Below are 13,996 nucleotides of genomic sequence, written 5' to 3' on the forward strand. Positions count from 1 at the left end.
CAAAAAAATTCAGCCCCGCCGGCGTTTGAGGCGCTCTGGGGCGGAGCCCCAGGGAACGGGCGAAGGGTGGGTAGGGGACAGCCCCGCAGGGCCAGAAGCCACCGCGCCGGCCACGTCATCCCCGGTCAGCACGAGCCCCGTGGCCCCCGTGCAGGACACGACGACATCGACTCGTGTCAGCTCGTCCACCACCGAGGCCATCGGCACGGCAGACGCCTCCACCCCGGTGCCCGAGGCAACCAGAATCTCGGCAAGCCGCTCCGCCCGCTCGGCGGTCCGGTTGGCCACGACGATCCCGGCGAAGCCGACCCGCGCCAGCGTCGCCGCCGCGAGCGAGGACATCGACCCGGCGCCGATGACGAGCGCCCGCTTCCCGGCGGCCCACTTCTCCACCGGCACGTGCACCGCGAGCTGCTCCAGCCCGAAGGTCACCAGCGACTGCCCCGCCCGGTCGATCCCGGTCTCGGAGTGCGCCCGCTTGCCGACGCGCAGCGCCTGCTGGAAGAGGTCGTTGATCAGACGGCCCGCGGTGTGGAGCTCCTGCCCCAGCGCCAGCGCGTCCTTGATCTGTCCGAGGATCTGGCCCTCGCCGACGACCATCGAGTCCAGCCCGCACGCCACCGAGAACAGGTGGTGCACCGCCCGGTCCTCGTAGTGCACGTACAGATAAGGAGTGAGCTCCTCCAGCGCGACACCGCTGTGCTGCGCCAGCAGGGTCGACAGCTCGGCCACACCGGCGTGGAACTTGTCCACGTCCGCGTACAGCTCGATGCGGTTGCAGGTGGCGAGCACCGCCGCCTCCGCCGCCGGCTCCGCGGCCAGCGTGTCGTGCAGCAGCTTGACCTTGGCATCGGCGGACAGCGAGGCGCGCTCCAGCACGCTCACCGGCGCACTGCGATGGCTCAGCCCTACGACGAGCAGACTCATGCCGGCATCACCGCCGGGACGTCGCCCTCGGGACCGCCCTTGCGCGCGACGGCGGCGCCGCGCCCGGCGGGCGGGACCACGGCGGCGGCCGGGGCCGCGCCGGTGCCCGTGACGGAGCCGCCGGCGGCAGCGGCGGCCGCTTCCTCGCCGGCCTTGCGCTGCTCGTGGAACGCCAGGATCTGCAGCTCGATCGACAGGTCGACCTTGCGCACGTCGACGCCGTCGGGCACGGAGAGCACCGTCGGCGCGAAGTTCAGGATGGAGGTGACCCCGGCGGCGATCAGCCGCTCGCTCACCTGCTGCGCCGCCCCCGCCGGGGTCGCGATGACCCCGATCGAGACGCCGTTCTCCTCGATGATCTTCTCCAGGTCATCGGTGTGCTGTACGGGCATGCCCGCGACGGGCTTGCCGGCCATGGCGGGGTCGGCGTCGATCAGCGCGGCCACGCGGAACCCGCGCGACGCGAAACCGCCGTAGTTGGCCAGCGCGGCGCCGAGGTTACCGATGCCGACGATGACGACCGGCCAGTCCTGGGTCAGTCCGAGCTCGCGGGAGATCTGGTAGACGAGGTACTCCACGTCGTACCCGACCCCGCGCGTCCCGTAGGAACCGAGGTAGGAGAAGTCCTTGCGCAGCTTCGCGGAGTTGACTCCGGCGGCGGCGGCGAGCTCCTCGGAGGACACCGTGGGCACCGATCGCTCGGAGAGCGCGGTGAGGGCACGCAAGTACAGCGGAAGCCGGGCGACAGTGGCCTCGGGAATACCTCGGCTGCGGGTCGCCGGTCGGTGAGTTCGGCCAGTTGCCACGATGCTCCTGCGGGATGAGCGGGGCTGCAGGTGGCCACTTGTCCCAGGACCACCCCGTCGAATGCAGGCTATGTCTTTGTGAACGCGTGCACAAAGATTGTGTCCGCTTTGTCCGAGCAAAGTGACCGGGGTCACGCGCCTTGGGCATACGAGGCGGGAACGGTCGACACGCCGAACCCGTTCAAATCCCGAAGGGGGCAAAACTGCACACACTCCTCACCAATACGCCCCCGAGACCCCATAAATCGCCCACGATCGTAACCGCCCGACGGGTCAAGCCTGCAATGCCCGTCGGAGCCGGTCAGGGTTCACCCTCCAGAAGGTGTGCTGCTCGCCGTCCACCAGCACCACGGGGATCTGCTCCCAGTGCAGGCGGTAGAGCTCCTCGTCCTGCGAAATGTCTTTCTTCTCCCATTGCGCGCCCGTCTCGGCGCAGACCTTCTCGACCACTTCCTGGGCGTCATCGCAGAGATGGCACCCCGGCTTCCCGATGAGCGTGACCATCCGCTCCTCGGGACGCTTCTTCTGGGCACGGCGCAGCAAAGGACTCATGCCCCCATTCTCCCGCGCCCCGGCGCCGACCGGTCGCGGCGCGGTGGCGGGGTGGTGGGCCGGAACCGTGGGGCGGTGGGCCGGGGTCGCGGGCCGGCGGGCCGGGGTCGCGGGCCGAGGGCGCCGTTACGCCAAGGACCCCTGGCGGACAGAAGAGTTCACACAGCCGATTCCCATCGGTTCGGGAACTCCCGAACACAGTGGCTATGCTCGCGTCATGGCCGCTCTGGGATGGCTCACCCCCCGTAGGCGCTCCGCCACCGCGCGGAGCGTGCTGGCAGGCGAGGCCTCGGCCGAGGCCGCCCGCAAGTCCGCGCTGGCCGAGGGACCACTCGACTTCCCGGACTCCGCCGCGGCACTGGAAGCGGCCGAAGCGGAAGAGGCCGAGGCGATCGAAGCCGGGGAAGCCCCGGCGGAGGAAGCCCCCGAGCCCGAGTTCCCCGTCGCCGGCGACGACCTCGCCGCCGCCTTCTTCGACCTCGACAACACCGTCATGCAGGGCGCCGCGATCTTCCACTTCGGCCGCGGCCTCTACAAGCGCGAGTTCTTCCAGCGCCGCGAGCTCGCCCGCTTCGCCTGGCAGCAGGCCTGGTTCCGGCTCGCCGGGGTCGAGGACCCCGAGCACATGCAGGACGCCCGCGACAGCGCGCTGTCCATCGTCAAGGGACACAAGGTCTCCGAGCTGATGTCCATCGGCGAGGAGATCTACGACGAGTACATGGCCGAGCGGATCTGGCCGGGCACCCGCGCCCTGGCCCAGGCCCACCTCGACGCCGGCCAGAAGGTGTGGCTGGTCACGGCCGCCCCCGTGGAGACCGCCACGATCATCGCCCGCCGCCTCGGCCTGACCGGGGCCCTGGGCACCGTCGCCGAGTCCGTGGACGGCGTGTACACCGGCCGGCTGGTCGGCGAGCCGCTGCACGGCCCCGCCAAGGCGGAGGCGGTCCGCGCCCTGGCCGCCGCCGAGGGGCTGGACCTCGCGCGCTGCGCCGCGTACAGCGATTCGCACAACGACATTCCGATGCTGTCGCTGGTCGGACATCCTTACGCGATCAATCCCGACACAAAACTGCGCAAGCATGCCCGCGCCCACGACTGGCGCCTGCGCGACTATCGGACCGGCCGCAAGGCCGTGAAGGTCGGCGTCCCGGCGGCCGCCGGAGTCGGCGCGATCGCGGGTGGCGCGGCCGCCGCGATCGCCCTGCACCGCCGCCGCAGGTAACGGCTCCGGGCCCCGTCCGGCCCCCGGCCCCGCCCCCCGCCCGGGCTCCCGCCCGGACCGGGCCGGTACGGCGCCCGCGCGCCCCCGCGGCCGGGGCATTCGCTCACCTCTACCCGCGCCCCCGGCGCGGCACTCCGCCCTGCCCGACTCGGTCGCGAGACACCGTGGAACCAGCCATTCCGCGCATCCAACCGATCAAGAATCGATCACCATCTGCGTCTGAATATGCCCTCGACACGCAACAGAAGTGTCGTAACCGGTGATTTGAGCAACTGGGTGTAGTGCTGCCTGTACGAAGCGTTATTCTCCTCAAACGCATGCCACCGCTCATCTGTCGCCACGACGGGTGAACGGTCCCGCACTGCACGTGATGGAAGCTCTGCCTCTGGGAGTCCCGTGTACCCACCTGTCGGGGTTGACGCCTCGGGCCTGGCTACGCTGCGCGCAACGGTCCTCGACCACCTGCGCGGCTTCGTCCCCACCGCGTACGCCGTCCCCGCATTCGCCACCGCGGTCCCCGCCGGACTCGGCCCGGCCGGTCCTTGCTATGCCCTGACCGACGGCGGAGCGACGGTGGGCAGACGGGGACGCTCCGGCGCCGCCGCCGGCGGCGCAGCCACCGGGACCACCGCGCCCGCAGCCCGCCGCCCCACGGCGGACAGCGACCAGGCCCGCATGATGGACCTGGTCGAACGTGCCCAGGCCGGCGAGGCCGAGGCCTTCGGCCGCCTGTACGACCAGTACAGCGACACGGTCTACCGCTACATCTACTACCGCGTCGGCGGCAAGGCGACCGCGGAGGATCTCACCAGCGAGACCTTCCTGCGCGCGCTGCGCCGCATCTCCACCTTCACCTGGCAGGGCCGCGATTTCGGCGCCTGGCTCGTGACGATCGCCCGCAACCTGGTCGCCGACCACTTCAAGTCCAGCCGCTTCCGCCTCGAAGTCACCACGGGCGAGATGCTCGACGCCAACGAGGTGGAACGGTCCCCCGAGGACTCCGTCCTGGAGTCCCTCTCCAACGCGGCCCTGCTGGAAGCCGTACGGAAACTCAATCCGCAGCAGCAGGAGTGCGTGACCTTGCGCTTCCTGCAGGGCCTCTCGGTCGCCGAGACGGCCCGGGTGATGGGGAAGAACGAGGGCGCCATCAAGACGCTCCAGTACCGGGCGGTCCGCACCCTGGCCCGCCTGCTCCCGGACGACGCCCGCTGACTCCCTTACTCACATTCGGTAACCCTCCTTGATGACACTGACGACGCTGTGGTCCGATCATCCTTCGTCCGTAACCCAAGTGCCGCGCCGCTCGTTGTGCGGAATGCAGGCTCCCTGTGGACAAGCCCTGCCCGAAGCCGCTCACTCGAAAGTGTGGATGTGCTCAAGGAAGGCAACCTTCCGGACACCTTGGGGAGTCGATCGTCATGACGAGAGGAGGTGCCGCCAGTGATCGCGAACGTGACTCCGCACCGGCGGGCGAACGCCTTCGCCCAGGCCCTGGAGGATCGGACCCCGTCCGACCTTTCGGAACCGGACCCGGCGGCCGAGCAGTCCGAGGCACCTGCCGAACCTGCCGACCACGACCGGTTGTTGGCCCTGGCGAGCGTGCTCGGCGAAAGAATGCCGCGCCCGGTGCTGGATCCCGAGGTCAAAGTGGTGCAACGAGCACAGCTCGTCGCCGCCATGGAGGCCATGGTGATGGAAGAGAGGGCCGGGGGCAGTGCCGCCCCGGACCCTCAAGTGCCCGAACAGCGGACCGGCCGCGGCGCCCACCGGGCGACCTCGCTCCGGAAATTGCGGCCCCGCTCCCGCTGGTCCAAGGGCATCGCAGCGGGTGGCCTCACCGTGGGTGTGGCCGCCGGGGCCTTCAGCGGAGTGGCCGCTGCGAGCACGGACGCCCTGCCCGGTGACCACCTGTACCCCGTGAAGCGGGGCATGGAGGACATCCGGCTCGGGATGGCCGACGACGACTCGGACCGGGGCGAGCTCTATCTCGACCAGGCCTCGAACCGTCTGTCGGAGGCCCGCAGGCTGATGGAGCGCGGCCGTACGGGCGTACTGGACCACGAGTCCCTCGGCGAGATCCGCCGGGCGCTCGCGGGCATGAAGCACGACGCCTCGGAGGGCCACCGGCTCCTCCAGGCCGCCTACCAGCGGGACGGCTCGCTCGGCCCGATCCAGGCACTGTCCTCGTTCTCCCGCTCGCACCGCGACGCGTGGGCCAAGCTCCGGGGCAACCTCCCGGCGCAGCTCACCGACGTGGGCGGCGAGGTGGAGTCGGTCTTCCAGGCCATAGACGAAGACGTGGCGCCGCTCCAGGGTCTGCTCCCGAAGCCTCCGGAACAGACCCGCGGCTCCGGACCCTCCACCCGGCCGAGCGCCCCGGCGGGCAAACAGCAGACGGCGCCCTCCTCGGGCACCCCGTCGGCGCCCCCCGCCCCGTCGGCGTCCGGCTCCGCGAAGTCCCCGTCACCCGGCGGCGGTCTCCTCGGCGGTACGGGCAACCTGCTGAACCCGCCCGCGGGCCAGCCGACCCCGGCGGAGTCCGGCCCCGCGGACCACCCGCACCCGGACATCACCCTCCCGCCCCTGCTCCCGGGACTCCTCCCGGGCCTGGGCATCAAGGCGGAGGACGCGGAGTAGCAAGAGATTGCGCCGGCGAGGCAGATCCTGCCTCGCCGGCGCAATCGCCTGAGCAGCCTCAGAAGAACACGGACCGCCGCTGCACCAGCAGCTTGTACAGCGTGTGCTGGATCTGCTCCCGGACCTGGTCGGTCAGGTTGAACATCAGCATCGGATCCTCGGCGGCCTCCGGCGCGTACCCGTCCGTCGCGATCGGCTCCCCGAACTGGATCGTCCACTTCGTCGGCAGCGGCACCGCCCCCAGCGGCCCCAGCAGCGGAAACGTCGGCGTGATCGGGAAGTACGGAATCCCCAGCAGCCGCGCCAGCGTCTTCGAGTTGCCGATCATCGGGTAGATCTCCTCCGCCCCAACGATCGAGCAGGGCACGATCGGCGTCCCCGCCCTCAGCGCGGTCGACACGAAGCCGCCCCGCCCGAAGCGCTGGAGCTTGTACCGCTCCCCGAACGGCTTCCCTATCCCCTTGAAGCCCTCGGGCATCACGCCCACCAGCTCCCCGGCCTCCAGCAGCCGCTGCGCGTCCTCCGCGCACGCCAGCGTGTGGCCTGCCTTGCGCGCGAGCTCGTTGACGACCGGCAGCATGAACACCAGGTCCGCCGCCAGCAGCCGCAGGTGCCGCTGCGCCGGGTGCTGGTCGTGCACCGCCACCTGGAGCATCAGCCCGTCCAGGGGCAGCGTCCCGGAGTGGTTCGCCACGATCAGCGCGCCACCCTCCTTCGGGATGTTCTCGATGCCCTTGACCTCGACCCGGAAGTACTTCTCGTACAGAGGCCGCATCAGGGACATCAGGACCTGGTCCGTCAGCTCCTTGTCGTAGCCGAAGTCGTCGACCTCGTACTCCCCGGTGATCCGGCGCCGCAGGAACGCCAGCCCGCTCGCGATCTTCCGGTCCAGGCCCGTGCCCTCCGAGCCCGGCGCCGCCGGTTCCGGCGCGGCCGCCAGTACCGGTTCCGCCGCGGGCTCCGCCTCGGGCGCGACCCGGACCCGCCGCGGCGGCCGCCGCCGGGGCCGGTCCTCGTCGAACGGGATGACCTTGGCGTCCGCCACTATCGCTTCGCTCCCTCAGCCACGGCCTCAGTCCCGGCCTCTACGTTCAACAGCCCGGCCACCCGGTCCACCGCCCGGCCCACCCGCTCCGGGGGCAGCAGCCCGCTCCCCCGGCTCCGCGTGAAGTCGGCGAAGGTCTCGGCCGTCGTGTACATCGGTTCAAATCCCAGCACCTCGCGCATCTGCGTGGTCTGCACGACCCGCCCGTGCGTGAGGAGCCGTATCTGCTCGGGCGAGAAGTCGGTCGCCCCGACCGCCCGCAGCGCCGAGCCCACCCAGGTCACCGCGGGCAGCAGCAGCGGCACCGTCGGACGGCCCAGCCGCCGCGCGCACTGCGAGAGCAGCAGCACCCCGTCGCCCGCGATGTTGAAGGTCCCGTTCGTCCCGCTGTTCAACGTTCCGCCACCGCGTCCGGGTTCCTGCGCCGCGAGCTTCAGGACCTCGAGCACGTCGTCCTCGTGGACGAACTGCAGGCGCGGGTCGTAGCCCAGCACGGTCGGGATCAGCGGCATCGAGAAGTACTCGGCGAGCGCGGAGTCGGCGAACGGCCCGAGGATGTTGGCGAACCGCAGCACGCACACGGCGACGTCCGGGCGCCTGCGCGCGAAGCCCCGTACGTACCCCTCGACCTCCACGGCGTCCTTGGCGAAGCCGGCCGCGGGCAGGGATTTGGGCTGCGTGGTCTCGGTGAAGACGGCCGGGTCCCGCGAGGTGCCCCCGTACACACTGGTACTGGACTTCACCACGAGCCGCCGTACCGTCGGGGACTTCTGGCAGGCCCCGAGGAGCTGCATCGTCCCGATGACGTTGGTTTCCTTGACGGTGGCGTAGGAGCCCGACCCCGCTCCCGTCGCGGCACCTCCGGTGACCGCCAGGTGGACCACCGTGTCCACGGCGTTCTCCGCGAGCACCCGGGCGATGCCCGACTGCCTGATGTCCGTACGGACGAACTCGGCCGATCCCAGCCGGTGCGGCGGTGTCACCGCGTCGACCGCGATCACCCGCTCGACCTCCGGGTCCCGCTGGATCCGCCGTACGAAACGGCCCCCCAGCTGCCGGGCAGCCCCGGTAACGAGCACGACCTTCCCCACGAGCTCAGCGCCTCCCTCGAAGAAGTCCCCCGGCTGCACCGCAGCCCCTCCACCAGAATGGTGGAGGGGCTGCGGAGAACACGTACAGCTGCCGTTTACTTCTTGTTACGGCGCTGGACGCGGGTGCGCTTGAGCAGCTTGCGGTGCTTCTTCTTAGCCATCCGCTTACGCCGCTTCTTGATAACAGAGCCCACGACTACCCTCGCTCACTTCTCGGAACACCCCCGCGTCAGCGGGGATCTCGGTGCGGGGCGTCTGGGCCCACACGACCTACGTCGGCCTAGCCTACCCGCCCGAGCTCTGAGCTTGTAATCCGGTGCTTCCGAAGGGCGACCGCGGCCTCCCGGCCCTTGTCCTCAGGCCGATTCCACCCCCACGAAGGACTCGCGGAGGTACTCGTGCACCGCGTTCTCGGGGACCCGGAAGGACCGGCCCACCCGGATTGCGGGCAGATGTCCGTTGTGCACCAATCGGTACACGGTCATCTTCGACACTCGCATCACCGAGGCGACCTCCGCCACGGTCAGGAACTGAACCTCACTGAGAGGCCTCTCGCCAGCAGCCATGACACACCTTGACCTTCCGCGCATGACGGGCACCGGCTTCCCCTCCGGTTACGCCCCGTCGTCGCACGCTCACTCCCCAGAGTAGGGGCGTGTGGTACGAGTGGGGAAGAGGAGCTACGGCCACTCCTGCTAACCCGACAGACTCGCCCGATTGAGTACATAGCGAGTGAGCGGTCGGTAGTAGTCCGCGCGCACCGCGTCATCAAGCGGAACCACCACCGACACCCGGCCCTCGGCCTCCCCGACGAACAGCGCCGGATCATCCGTATCGGCCAGCCCGATGGCCTCCACACCCAGCTGACCTGCCCCGCAGACCCACCCGTGGTCCCCCACCACCAGCTCCGGCAGCGGCCCGCCGGCCTCCGCCAGCGCCCCGAGGGCGATCCGAACCGGCAGGGGCGAATGGGTGTGCGCGCCGGTCGTACTCCCGGGCGGACGCGCGCCGTCTTCCCGCACCAGTGCGACCCCCCGTACGTAATCGATGCGGTGCGGGCGTAGGCCGAACCGGGTCTGCATGTCGACGGCAGCCCCCCGCGCCGGAGTGAGGACATCACATCCGGCCGCCGACAGCGCCTCGGCCAAACCGGCGTAGAACCCCAGGAGGCGGTGCGGGTGACCCGTCGCGAACAGTACGGGCGCCCGCGCTCCGGCCACGGCGCGCAGCCGCTCCGCGAAGGCCTCCAGCCCCGCCACCGTGCGCTCCGGATCGATCACGTCCGGCCCGCTGACGTGCGCGGGATCAGCCGAGACCCCACACTTGTCCGCCATCAGCCTCAGCAGGTCACCCTCGCCCCACGCCCACTCCGGATCGAGCCCGATCAGCACCCGGGGGTCGCGCGCGGCGAACAACCGGTAGCTGCGCAGGCTCTCCTCCCGGGAAGTGGCGACGGGCCCGGCCAGGCGGGCGGCCAGCAGATGCGCACGCAGGGCGCCGGTACTCAACACCCTGCCGATGCTGCCTCAACCAACCTGGCGGATCATCAATTCCCGCCAACCACACCACCGTTGGCGTAACGCCAGTCCCCGCAGGGCTCAGGTCAGCATCCCCCGCAAGGGGAACACCGCCCGCCGCGTGGCCAGTACGGCTTGGTCGATCCGATCGGCCGGATCGTAACCGGCCTCCCAGGACCGCCACTCCGGCACCCGCCCGTCCGTCATCCGCGCGGGCGCAACCTGCCGCGTCCGCGCATACACCTCGTCCCGCCAGGACCCCGGCACCGCCGTCTCCGGCTCGACGGGCCGATGCGCCGCGATGCCCACCAGATGCGTCCACGACCGAGGAACCACATCCACGACCGCGTACCCGCCTCCGCCCAACGCCAGCCACTTCCCGCCCGCATGAGCATGCGCCAGCTCGTGGCATGCCTCCTGCACCGCCCGCTGGGCATCCAGCGACACCGCCAGGTGCGCGAGCGGGTCCTCGAAGTGGGTGTCGGCCCCGTGCTGGGTCACCAGCACCTGGGGCCGGAAGTCGGCCAGAACCTCCGGCACGACGGAGTGGAACGCCCGCAGCCACCCCTCGTCCCCGGTCCCGGCCGGCAGCGCGATGTTCACCGCGGACCCCTCGGCCGCCGGACCGCCCGTCTCCTCCGGCCACCCGGTCTGCGGGAACAGCGTCCGCGGATGCTCGTGCATCGAGACGGTCAGCACCCGCGGATCGTCCCAGAAGGCCGCCTGCACGCCGTCCCCGTGGTGGACGTCCACATCCACGTACGCGACCCGCTCGGCCCCGAGCTCCAGCAGCCGCGCGATCGCCAGCGCCGCGTCGTTGTACACGCAGAACCCGGCCGCCCCGCCCGGCATCGCGTGGTGCAGCCCGCCGGCGAAGTTCACGACGTGCTCGGCCTCCCCGCGCCAGATCGCCTCGGCCCCCGCCACCGACTGGCCGGCGATCAGCGCGGACGCCTCGTGCATCCCGTGGAACGCCGGATCGTCCGTGGTCCCGAGCCCGTACGAGCCGTCGGCGATCCCGGGGTCGGCGGACACCTCGCGCACGGCCGCCACGTAGTCCTCGCGGTGGACGAGCCGCAGCGTGGAATCACCCGCCTGCCGCCCGGCCCGCACCTCCATCGCCCGGTCGAGCCCGAAGGCCCGTACCAGGCCCATGGTCAGTGCCAGGCGCACCGGGTCCATCGGATGGCTCGGTCCGAAGTCATACTTCGTTACCGCCTCGTCCCACATCAACAGCCCGGTCACCGGCTCGCCGCTCATGTTCGACACCGTATCGGGCACCCTGCGCACCGAACGAGCGGGCATGGAAAAGAGTGACGAGGACGAGCACCATCGGCACGAGCATCGCGCCCCGGTAGTTCCAGGCGTCGCCGATCCCGCCGACGAGCGGTGCGCCGATCAGGAAGCCCACGTAGTTGAAGATGTTCAGCCGCGCGATCGCGGTGTCGGAAGCCTGCGGGAACAGCCTGCCCGCGGCGGCGAACGTCTGCGGCACGATCACGCACAGCCCGAACCCCAGCAGCGTGAAGCCGAGCATCCCCGTCCACGCCCCGGGAGCCGCCGCGACCACGGCGAACCCGCCCGCCGCGACGACCGTCCCGATGCGGACGACGGCCACGGCCCCGAAGCGCCGCACGCCGAGGTCGCCCACGGCCCGCCCGAGCAGGGTGGTGACCATGTAGACGTTGTAGGGCACGGTGGCGAGCTGCTCGGAACTCCCCAGCACGTCCTGGAGGTACTTGGCGCTCCAGTTCGAGACCGTCGAGTCCCCGATGTACGCGCACGCCATCACCAGGCACAGCGGCAGCAGCAGCTTGAACCCGCCGGCCCCCAGCCCCTTGGCCTCCTCGGAGCTCTCCTTGCCGTCCCGGTCCACGTAGAACCGGCTGGCGAAGAGCGCGAGCGGCAGCAGGACCGCCACGGCCGGCAGGTACGAGACGAACAGGTCGAGGTGCCAGTGCGCCCCCGCCCACGCGGCGGAGGCACCCAGGATCCCGCCGAGGCTGTAGACCGCGTGGAAGCCCAGCATGATGCTGCGCCCGTACGCGCCCTGCAGGCTCACGCCGAGCATGTTCATCGAGGCGTCGAGCGCGCCCACGAACAGCCCGAACGCCCCGAGCGCCAGCGCCACGTGCCACATCTCGCTGCCGGCGCCGACCCCGAGCAGAGCCAGCAGGACGAGCGGCTGCGCCCACCGCAGTACGGTGCTGGGCGCGACCCGCTTGACCAGGTGCTCGGTGACGACGCTGGAGACCCCGGCGAGGATCGGCACGGCGGCGAGGAAGACGGGCAGCAGCCCGTCGGATATCCCGTACCGGTCCTGGATGGCGGGGATCCGCGTCACGAGGAGCGCGAACGTCACGCCCTGCACGAAGAAACTGAACCCCAACGCCCCGCGCCCGCGGCTCAGCCGCGCGTCTGCTGTCATGGCGGCTCAGCGTAGGGCCCAGTACTACCGGTGGGTAGAGCGATCACATCTCGATTGGGTCAGTGGCTGAATCCACCCTCGTGACCAGCCGTGTACCCGCCCGCGTACCCGCCTTCGTGGCCCTGCAGCCCGAGCAGCCCGAGCAGCTGTCCCATGTCCCCGAAGTACCCGGTGGCGCCGGGCATCCGGTCGGCGGGCAGCATCGCCGTGTACCCGTACACGTCCATGCCGGCGGCGACGGCGGCCTGGACGCCCAGCGGGCTGTCCTCGATGACCACGCACCGGGCGGGGTCCACGCCCATCTGGTCGGCGGCGTGCAGGAACAGGTCCGGGGCCGGCTTGCCCTTGCCCACGTCCTCCGAGCTGAAGATCCACTCCTCCTCGAACCACTCGTCGAGCCGGGCCGCGCGGTGCCCGACGCGGATCCGCTCGTGGCTCCCGGAGGACGCGAGGCAGTACGCCGTCCCGCTCTCGACCAGCGCCGCCAGCACCCCGTCCACACCGGGCACGGGCTTGAGCTCCCGCTCGAAGGCCGCGAAGGTGCGGGCGTGCAGCGTCGCGTCGAAGTCCGCCGGCAGCGACTGCCCGGTCCGCTCCAGCACGAGGTCGTGCACCCGGTGCACGGCGGCGCCCATGTAGTCGCGGAGCGACTCCTCGTACGAGGTCGGGTGCCCCAGCTCGGTCAGGTACCCGGCGAGGATGCTGTTGGCGAGCGGCTCACTGTCCACCAGCACGCCGTCGTTGTCGAAGATGACGAGGTCGTAGCCCATGCGACAACCCTACGAGCCGTCAGTGCAAATCCATCCGGACCCCATGCCGGGCATCCGCAGGACATCGAAAGATCCTCGGCCGCCTCTCAGCGCGCGGGTGCGGCCGCGATCGAGTCGATGACTCCGTGCCAGGCCCGGTGGTAGCCCTCGCGGAGGGGGCCGCCGCACAGGGCCAGGACCTGCGAGGACGCGTCCGCCAGAGGACTGGGGTCCCCCGCGGTGCATGCCCGCAGATGGCCGTCCAGCAGGGCGGCCCCGAGCTTCGCGTCCGCTTCCAGCAGGCGGCGGGGCAGCCACTTCCCGCCGCCGGTCCACGCCCGGTGGTGGTCGAAGAGCAGGTCGGCCGCGCCGGCCAGGACCACCCCGGCGACCGCCACCCGCTCTACGGGGTCGCCCGCGTCGGTGAGGTCGTCCAGGGCGTCGGTCAGCCCGTAGCGCTTGGTCTCCACGGTGTCCGGGTCCAGCGCCGGCGGGCCCTGGCGCAGGTCCGCCTCGGCCAGGGCCCGGGCCCGGCCCGCCTCCCCGTCCCTGTCGACCAGGACGAGACCGGCCGCGTACATGGACTGCAGCACCGCACGGCGTCCGGCGACGTCCGCCGCGAAGAGTTCCGCCATGCCGGTGCGGGTGTGGACGAACAGCTCCACGACCCGCCCCTCGACGCGGAGGGTCTCCCGATAGGTGCGGCCCTCGTCCCCGACGAGCACCGCGATGTCCAGATCGCTGCTGGCGGTCGCCCGCCCCGCGGCCGTGGATCCGGCCAGGATGACGGACAGCGCGTCGGGGAAGCGCTCGCGCGCGATGCTTCGCGCCAGGTCGATGGGATCTACATCCATATCCATGCCGGACAGAGTGCCACGGCGGCCGTCCCTCCGGCCACGGAATTTCACCCGCTCCCGACCCGAAAAAGGTCCGGAACGCAGAAAAGCCCCGCACCATAAGGTGCGGGGCTTTCCCACAATGATTGTTCGGCGGCGTCCTACTCTCCCACAGGGTCCCCCCTG

General features: G+C 71.0%; 14 protein-coding genes and 1 pseudogene. 3 read left to right on the forward strand and 12 right to left on the reverse strand.

Annotation, left to right across the window (positions count from 1 at the left end; translation table 11 throughout):
- Positions 1-75 precede the first annotated feature (75 nt).
- The 3 genes and pseudogenes from hemA to ACWGDE_RS26370 form a co-directional block, all read right to left on the reverse strand.
- Positions 76-927: pseudogene (hemA, locus tag ACWGDE_RS26360) on the reverse strand (glutamyl-tRNA reductase); the annotation flags it as partial.
- Positions 924-1,733, reverse strand: coding sequence for a redox-sensing transcriptional repressor Rex (locus tag ACWGDE_RS26365; RefSeq protein WP_453391513.1), 810 nt, complete (start codon positions 1,731-1,733; stop codon positions 924-926). The pseudogene hemA and the gene ACWGDE_RS26365, both read right to left, overlap by 4 nt.
- A 273-nt stretch (positions 1,734-2,006) precedes the next feature.
- Positions 2,007-2,285, reverse strand: a complete 279-nt coding sequence (locus tag ACWGDE_RS26370; protein WP_453391514.1) for a glutaredoxin family protein — start codon at positions 2,283-2,285, stop codon at positions 2,007-2,009.
- 217 nt (positions 2,286-2,502) lie between these two features.
- Here ACWGDE_RS26370 and ACWGDE_RS26375 point away from each other — a divergent pair, with 217 nt between their 5' ends.
- The 3 genes from ACWGDE_RS26375 to ACWGDE_RS26385 all read left to right on the forward strand — a co-directional run bounded on the left by ACWGDE_RS26375 (position 2,503) and on the right by ACWGDE_RS26385 (position 6,144).
- On the forward strand, positions 2,503-3,507 hold the full coding sequence (locus ACWGDE_RS26375) for an HAD family hydrolase (protein ID WP_453391515.1): 1,005 nt from the start codon (positions 2,503-2,505) through the stop codon (positions 3,505-3,507).
- 396 nt (positions 3,508-3,903) lie between these two features.
- Positions 3,904-4,719 carry an ECF subfamily RNA polymerase sigma factor, BldN family gene (locus ACWGDE_RS26380; protein ID WP_453391516.1) on the forward strand — a complete coding sequence of 272 codons (816 nt, stop codon included), beginning with the start codon at positions 3,904-3,906 and terminating at the stop codon, positions 4,717-4,719.
- Between the two features lie 228 nt (positions 4,720-4,947).
- Positions 4,948-6,144: a DUF5667 domain-containing protein gene (locus ACWGDE_RS26385; RefSeq protein WP_453391517.1), complete on the forward strand. Its 1,197-nt coding sequence runs from the start codon at positions 4,948-4,950 to the stop codon at positions 6,142-6,144.
- A 58-nt stretch (positions 6,145-6,202) separates the two neighbouring features.
- On the opposite strand, the gene ACWGDE_RS26390 is transcribed toward ACWGDE_RS26385, so the two are convergent.
- The 9 genes from ACWGDE_RS26390 to ACWGDE_RS26430 all read right to left on the reverse strand — a co-directional run bounded on the left by ACWGDE_RS26390 (position 6,203) and on the right by ACWGDE_RS26430 (position 13,834).
- Positions 6,203-7,189, reverse strand: coding sequence for a lysophospholipid acyltransferase family protein (locus ACWGDE_RS26390; RefSeq protein WP_453391518.1), 987 nt, complete (start codon positions 7,187-7,189; stop codon positions 6,203-6,205).
- Positions 7,189-8,280: an NAD-dependent epimerase/dehydratase family protein gene (locus tag ACWGDE_RS26395; protein ID WP_453391519.1), complete on the reverse strand. Its 1,092-nt coding sequence runs from the start codon at positions 8,278-8,280 to the stop codon at positions 7,189-7,191. Before ACWGDE_RS26395 ends, ACWGDE_RS26390 begins: the two co-directional genes overlap by 1 nt.
- 95 nt (positions 8,281-8,375) lie before the next feature.
- Positions 8,376-8,474, reverse strand: a complete 99-nt coding sequence (locus ACWGDE_RS26400) for a 30S ribosomal protein bS22 (protein ID WP_003948845.1) — start codon at positions 8,472-8,474, stop codon at positions 8,376-8,378.
- 162 nt (positions 8,475-8,636) lie between these two features.
- A complete protein-coding gene (locus ACWGDE_RS26405) occupies positions 8,637-8,846 on the reverse strand; it encodes a helix-turn-helix domain-containing protein (RefSeq protein ID WP_162688852.1) in 210 nt (69 codons plus the stop codon).
- A 129-nt stretch (positions 8,847-8,975) separates the two neighbouring features.
- Positions 8,976-9,791 carry a phosphatase gene (locus ACWGDE_RS26410; protein WP_453391520.1) on the reverse strand — a complete coding sequence of 272 codons (816 nt, stop codon included), beginning with the start codon at positions 9,789-9,791 and terminating at the stop codon, positions 8,976-8,978.
- 87 nt (positions 9,792-9,878) lie between these two features.
- Complete coding sequence (locus tag ACWGDE_RS26415) at positions 9,879-11,027, reverse strand: acetoin utilization protein AcuC (RefSeq protein ID WP_453391524.1); 1,149 nt, start codon at positions 11,025-11,027, stop codon at positions 9,879-9,881.
- Positions 10,999-12,225, reverse strand: coding sequence for an MFS transporter (locus tag ACWGDE_RS26420; protein WP_453391521.1), 1,227 nt, complete (start codon positions 12,223-12,225; stop codon positions 10,999-11,001). Before ACWGDE_RS26420 ends, ACWGDE_RS26415 begins: the two co-directional genes overlap by 29 nt.
- 59 nt (positions 12,226-12,284) lie before the next feature.
- On the reverse strand, positions 12,285-12,995 hold the full coding sequence (locus ACWGDE_RS26425) for an HAD family hydrolase (RefSeq protein ID WP_453391522.1): 711 nt from the start codon (positions 12,993-12,995) through the stop codon (positions 12,285-12,287).
- Between the two features lie 86 nt (positions 12,996-13,081).
- Positions 13,082-13,834, reverse strand: a complete 753-nt coding sequence (locus ACWGDE_RS26430) for a nucleotidyltransferase domain-containing protein (RefSeq protein WP_453391523.1) — start codon at positions 13,832-13,834, stop codon at positions 13,082-13,084.
- Positions 13,835-13,996 lie beyond the last annotated feature (162 nt).

The organism is Streptomyces sp. NPDC054956 (assembly GCF_053609185.1).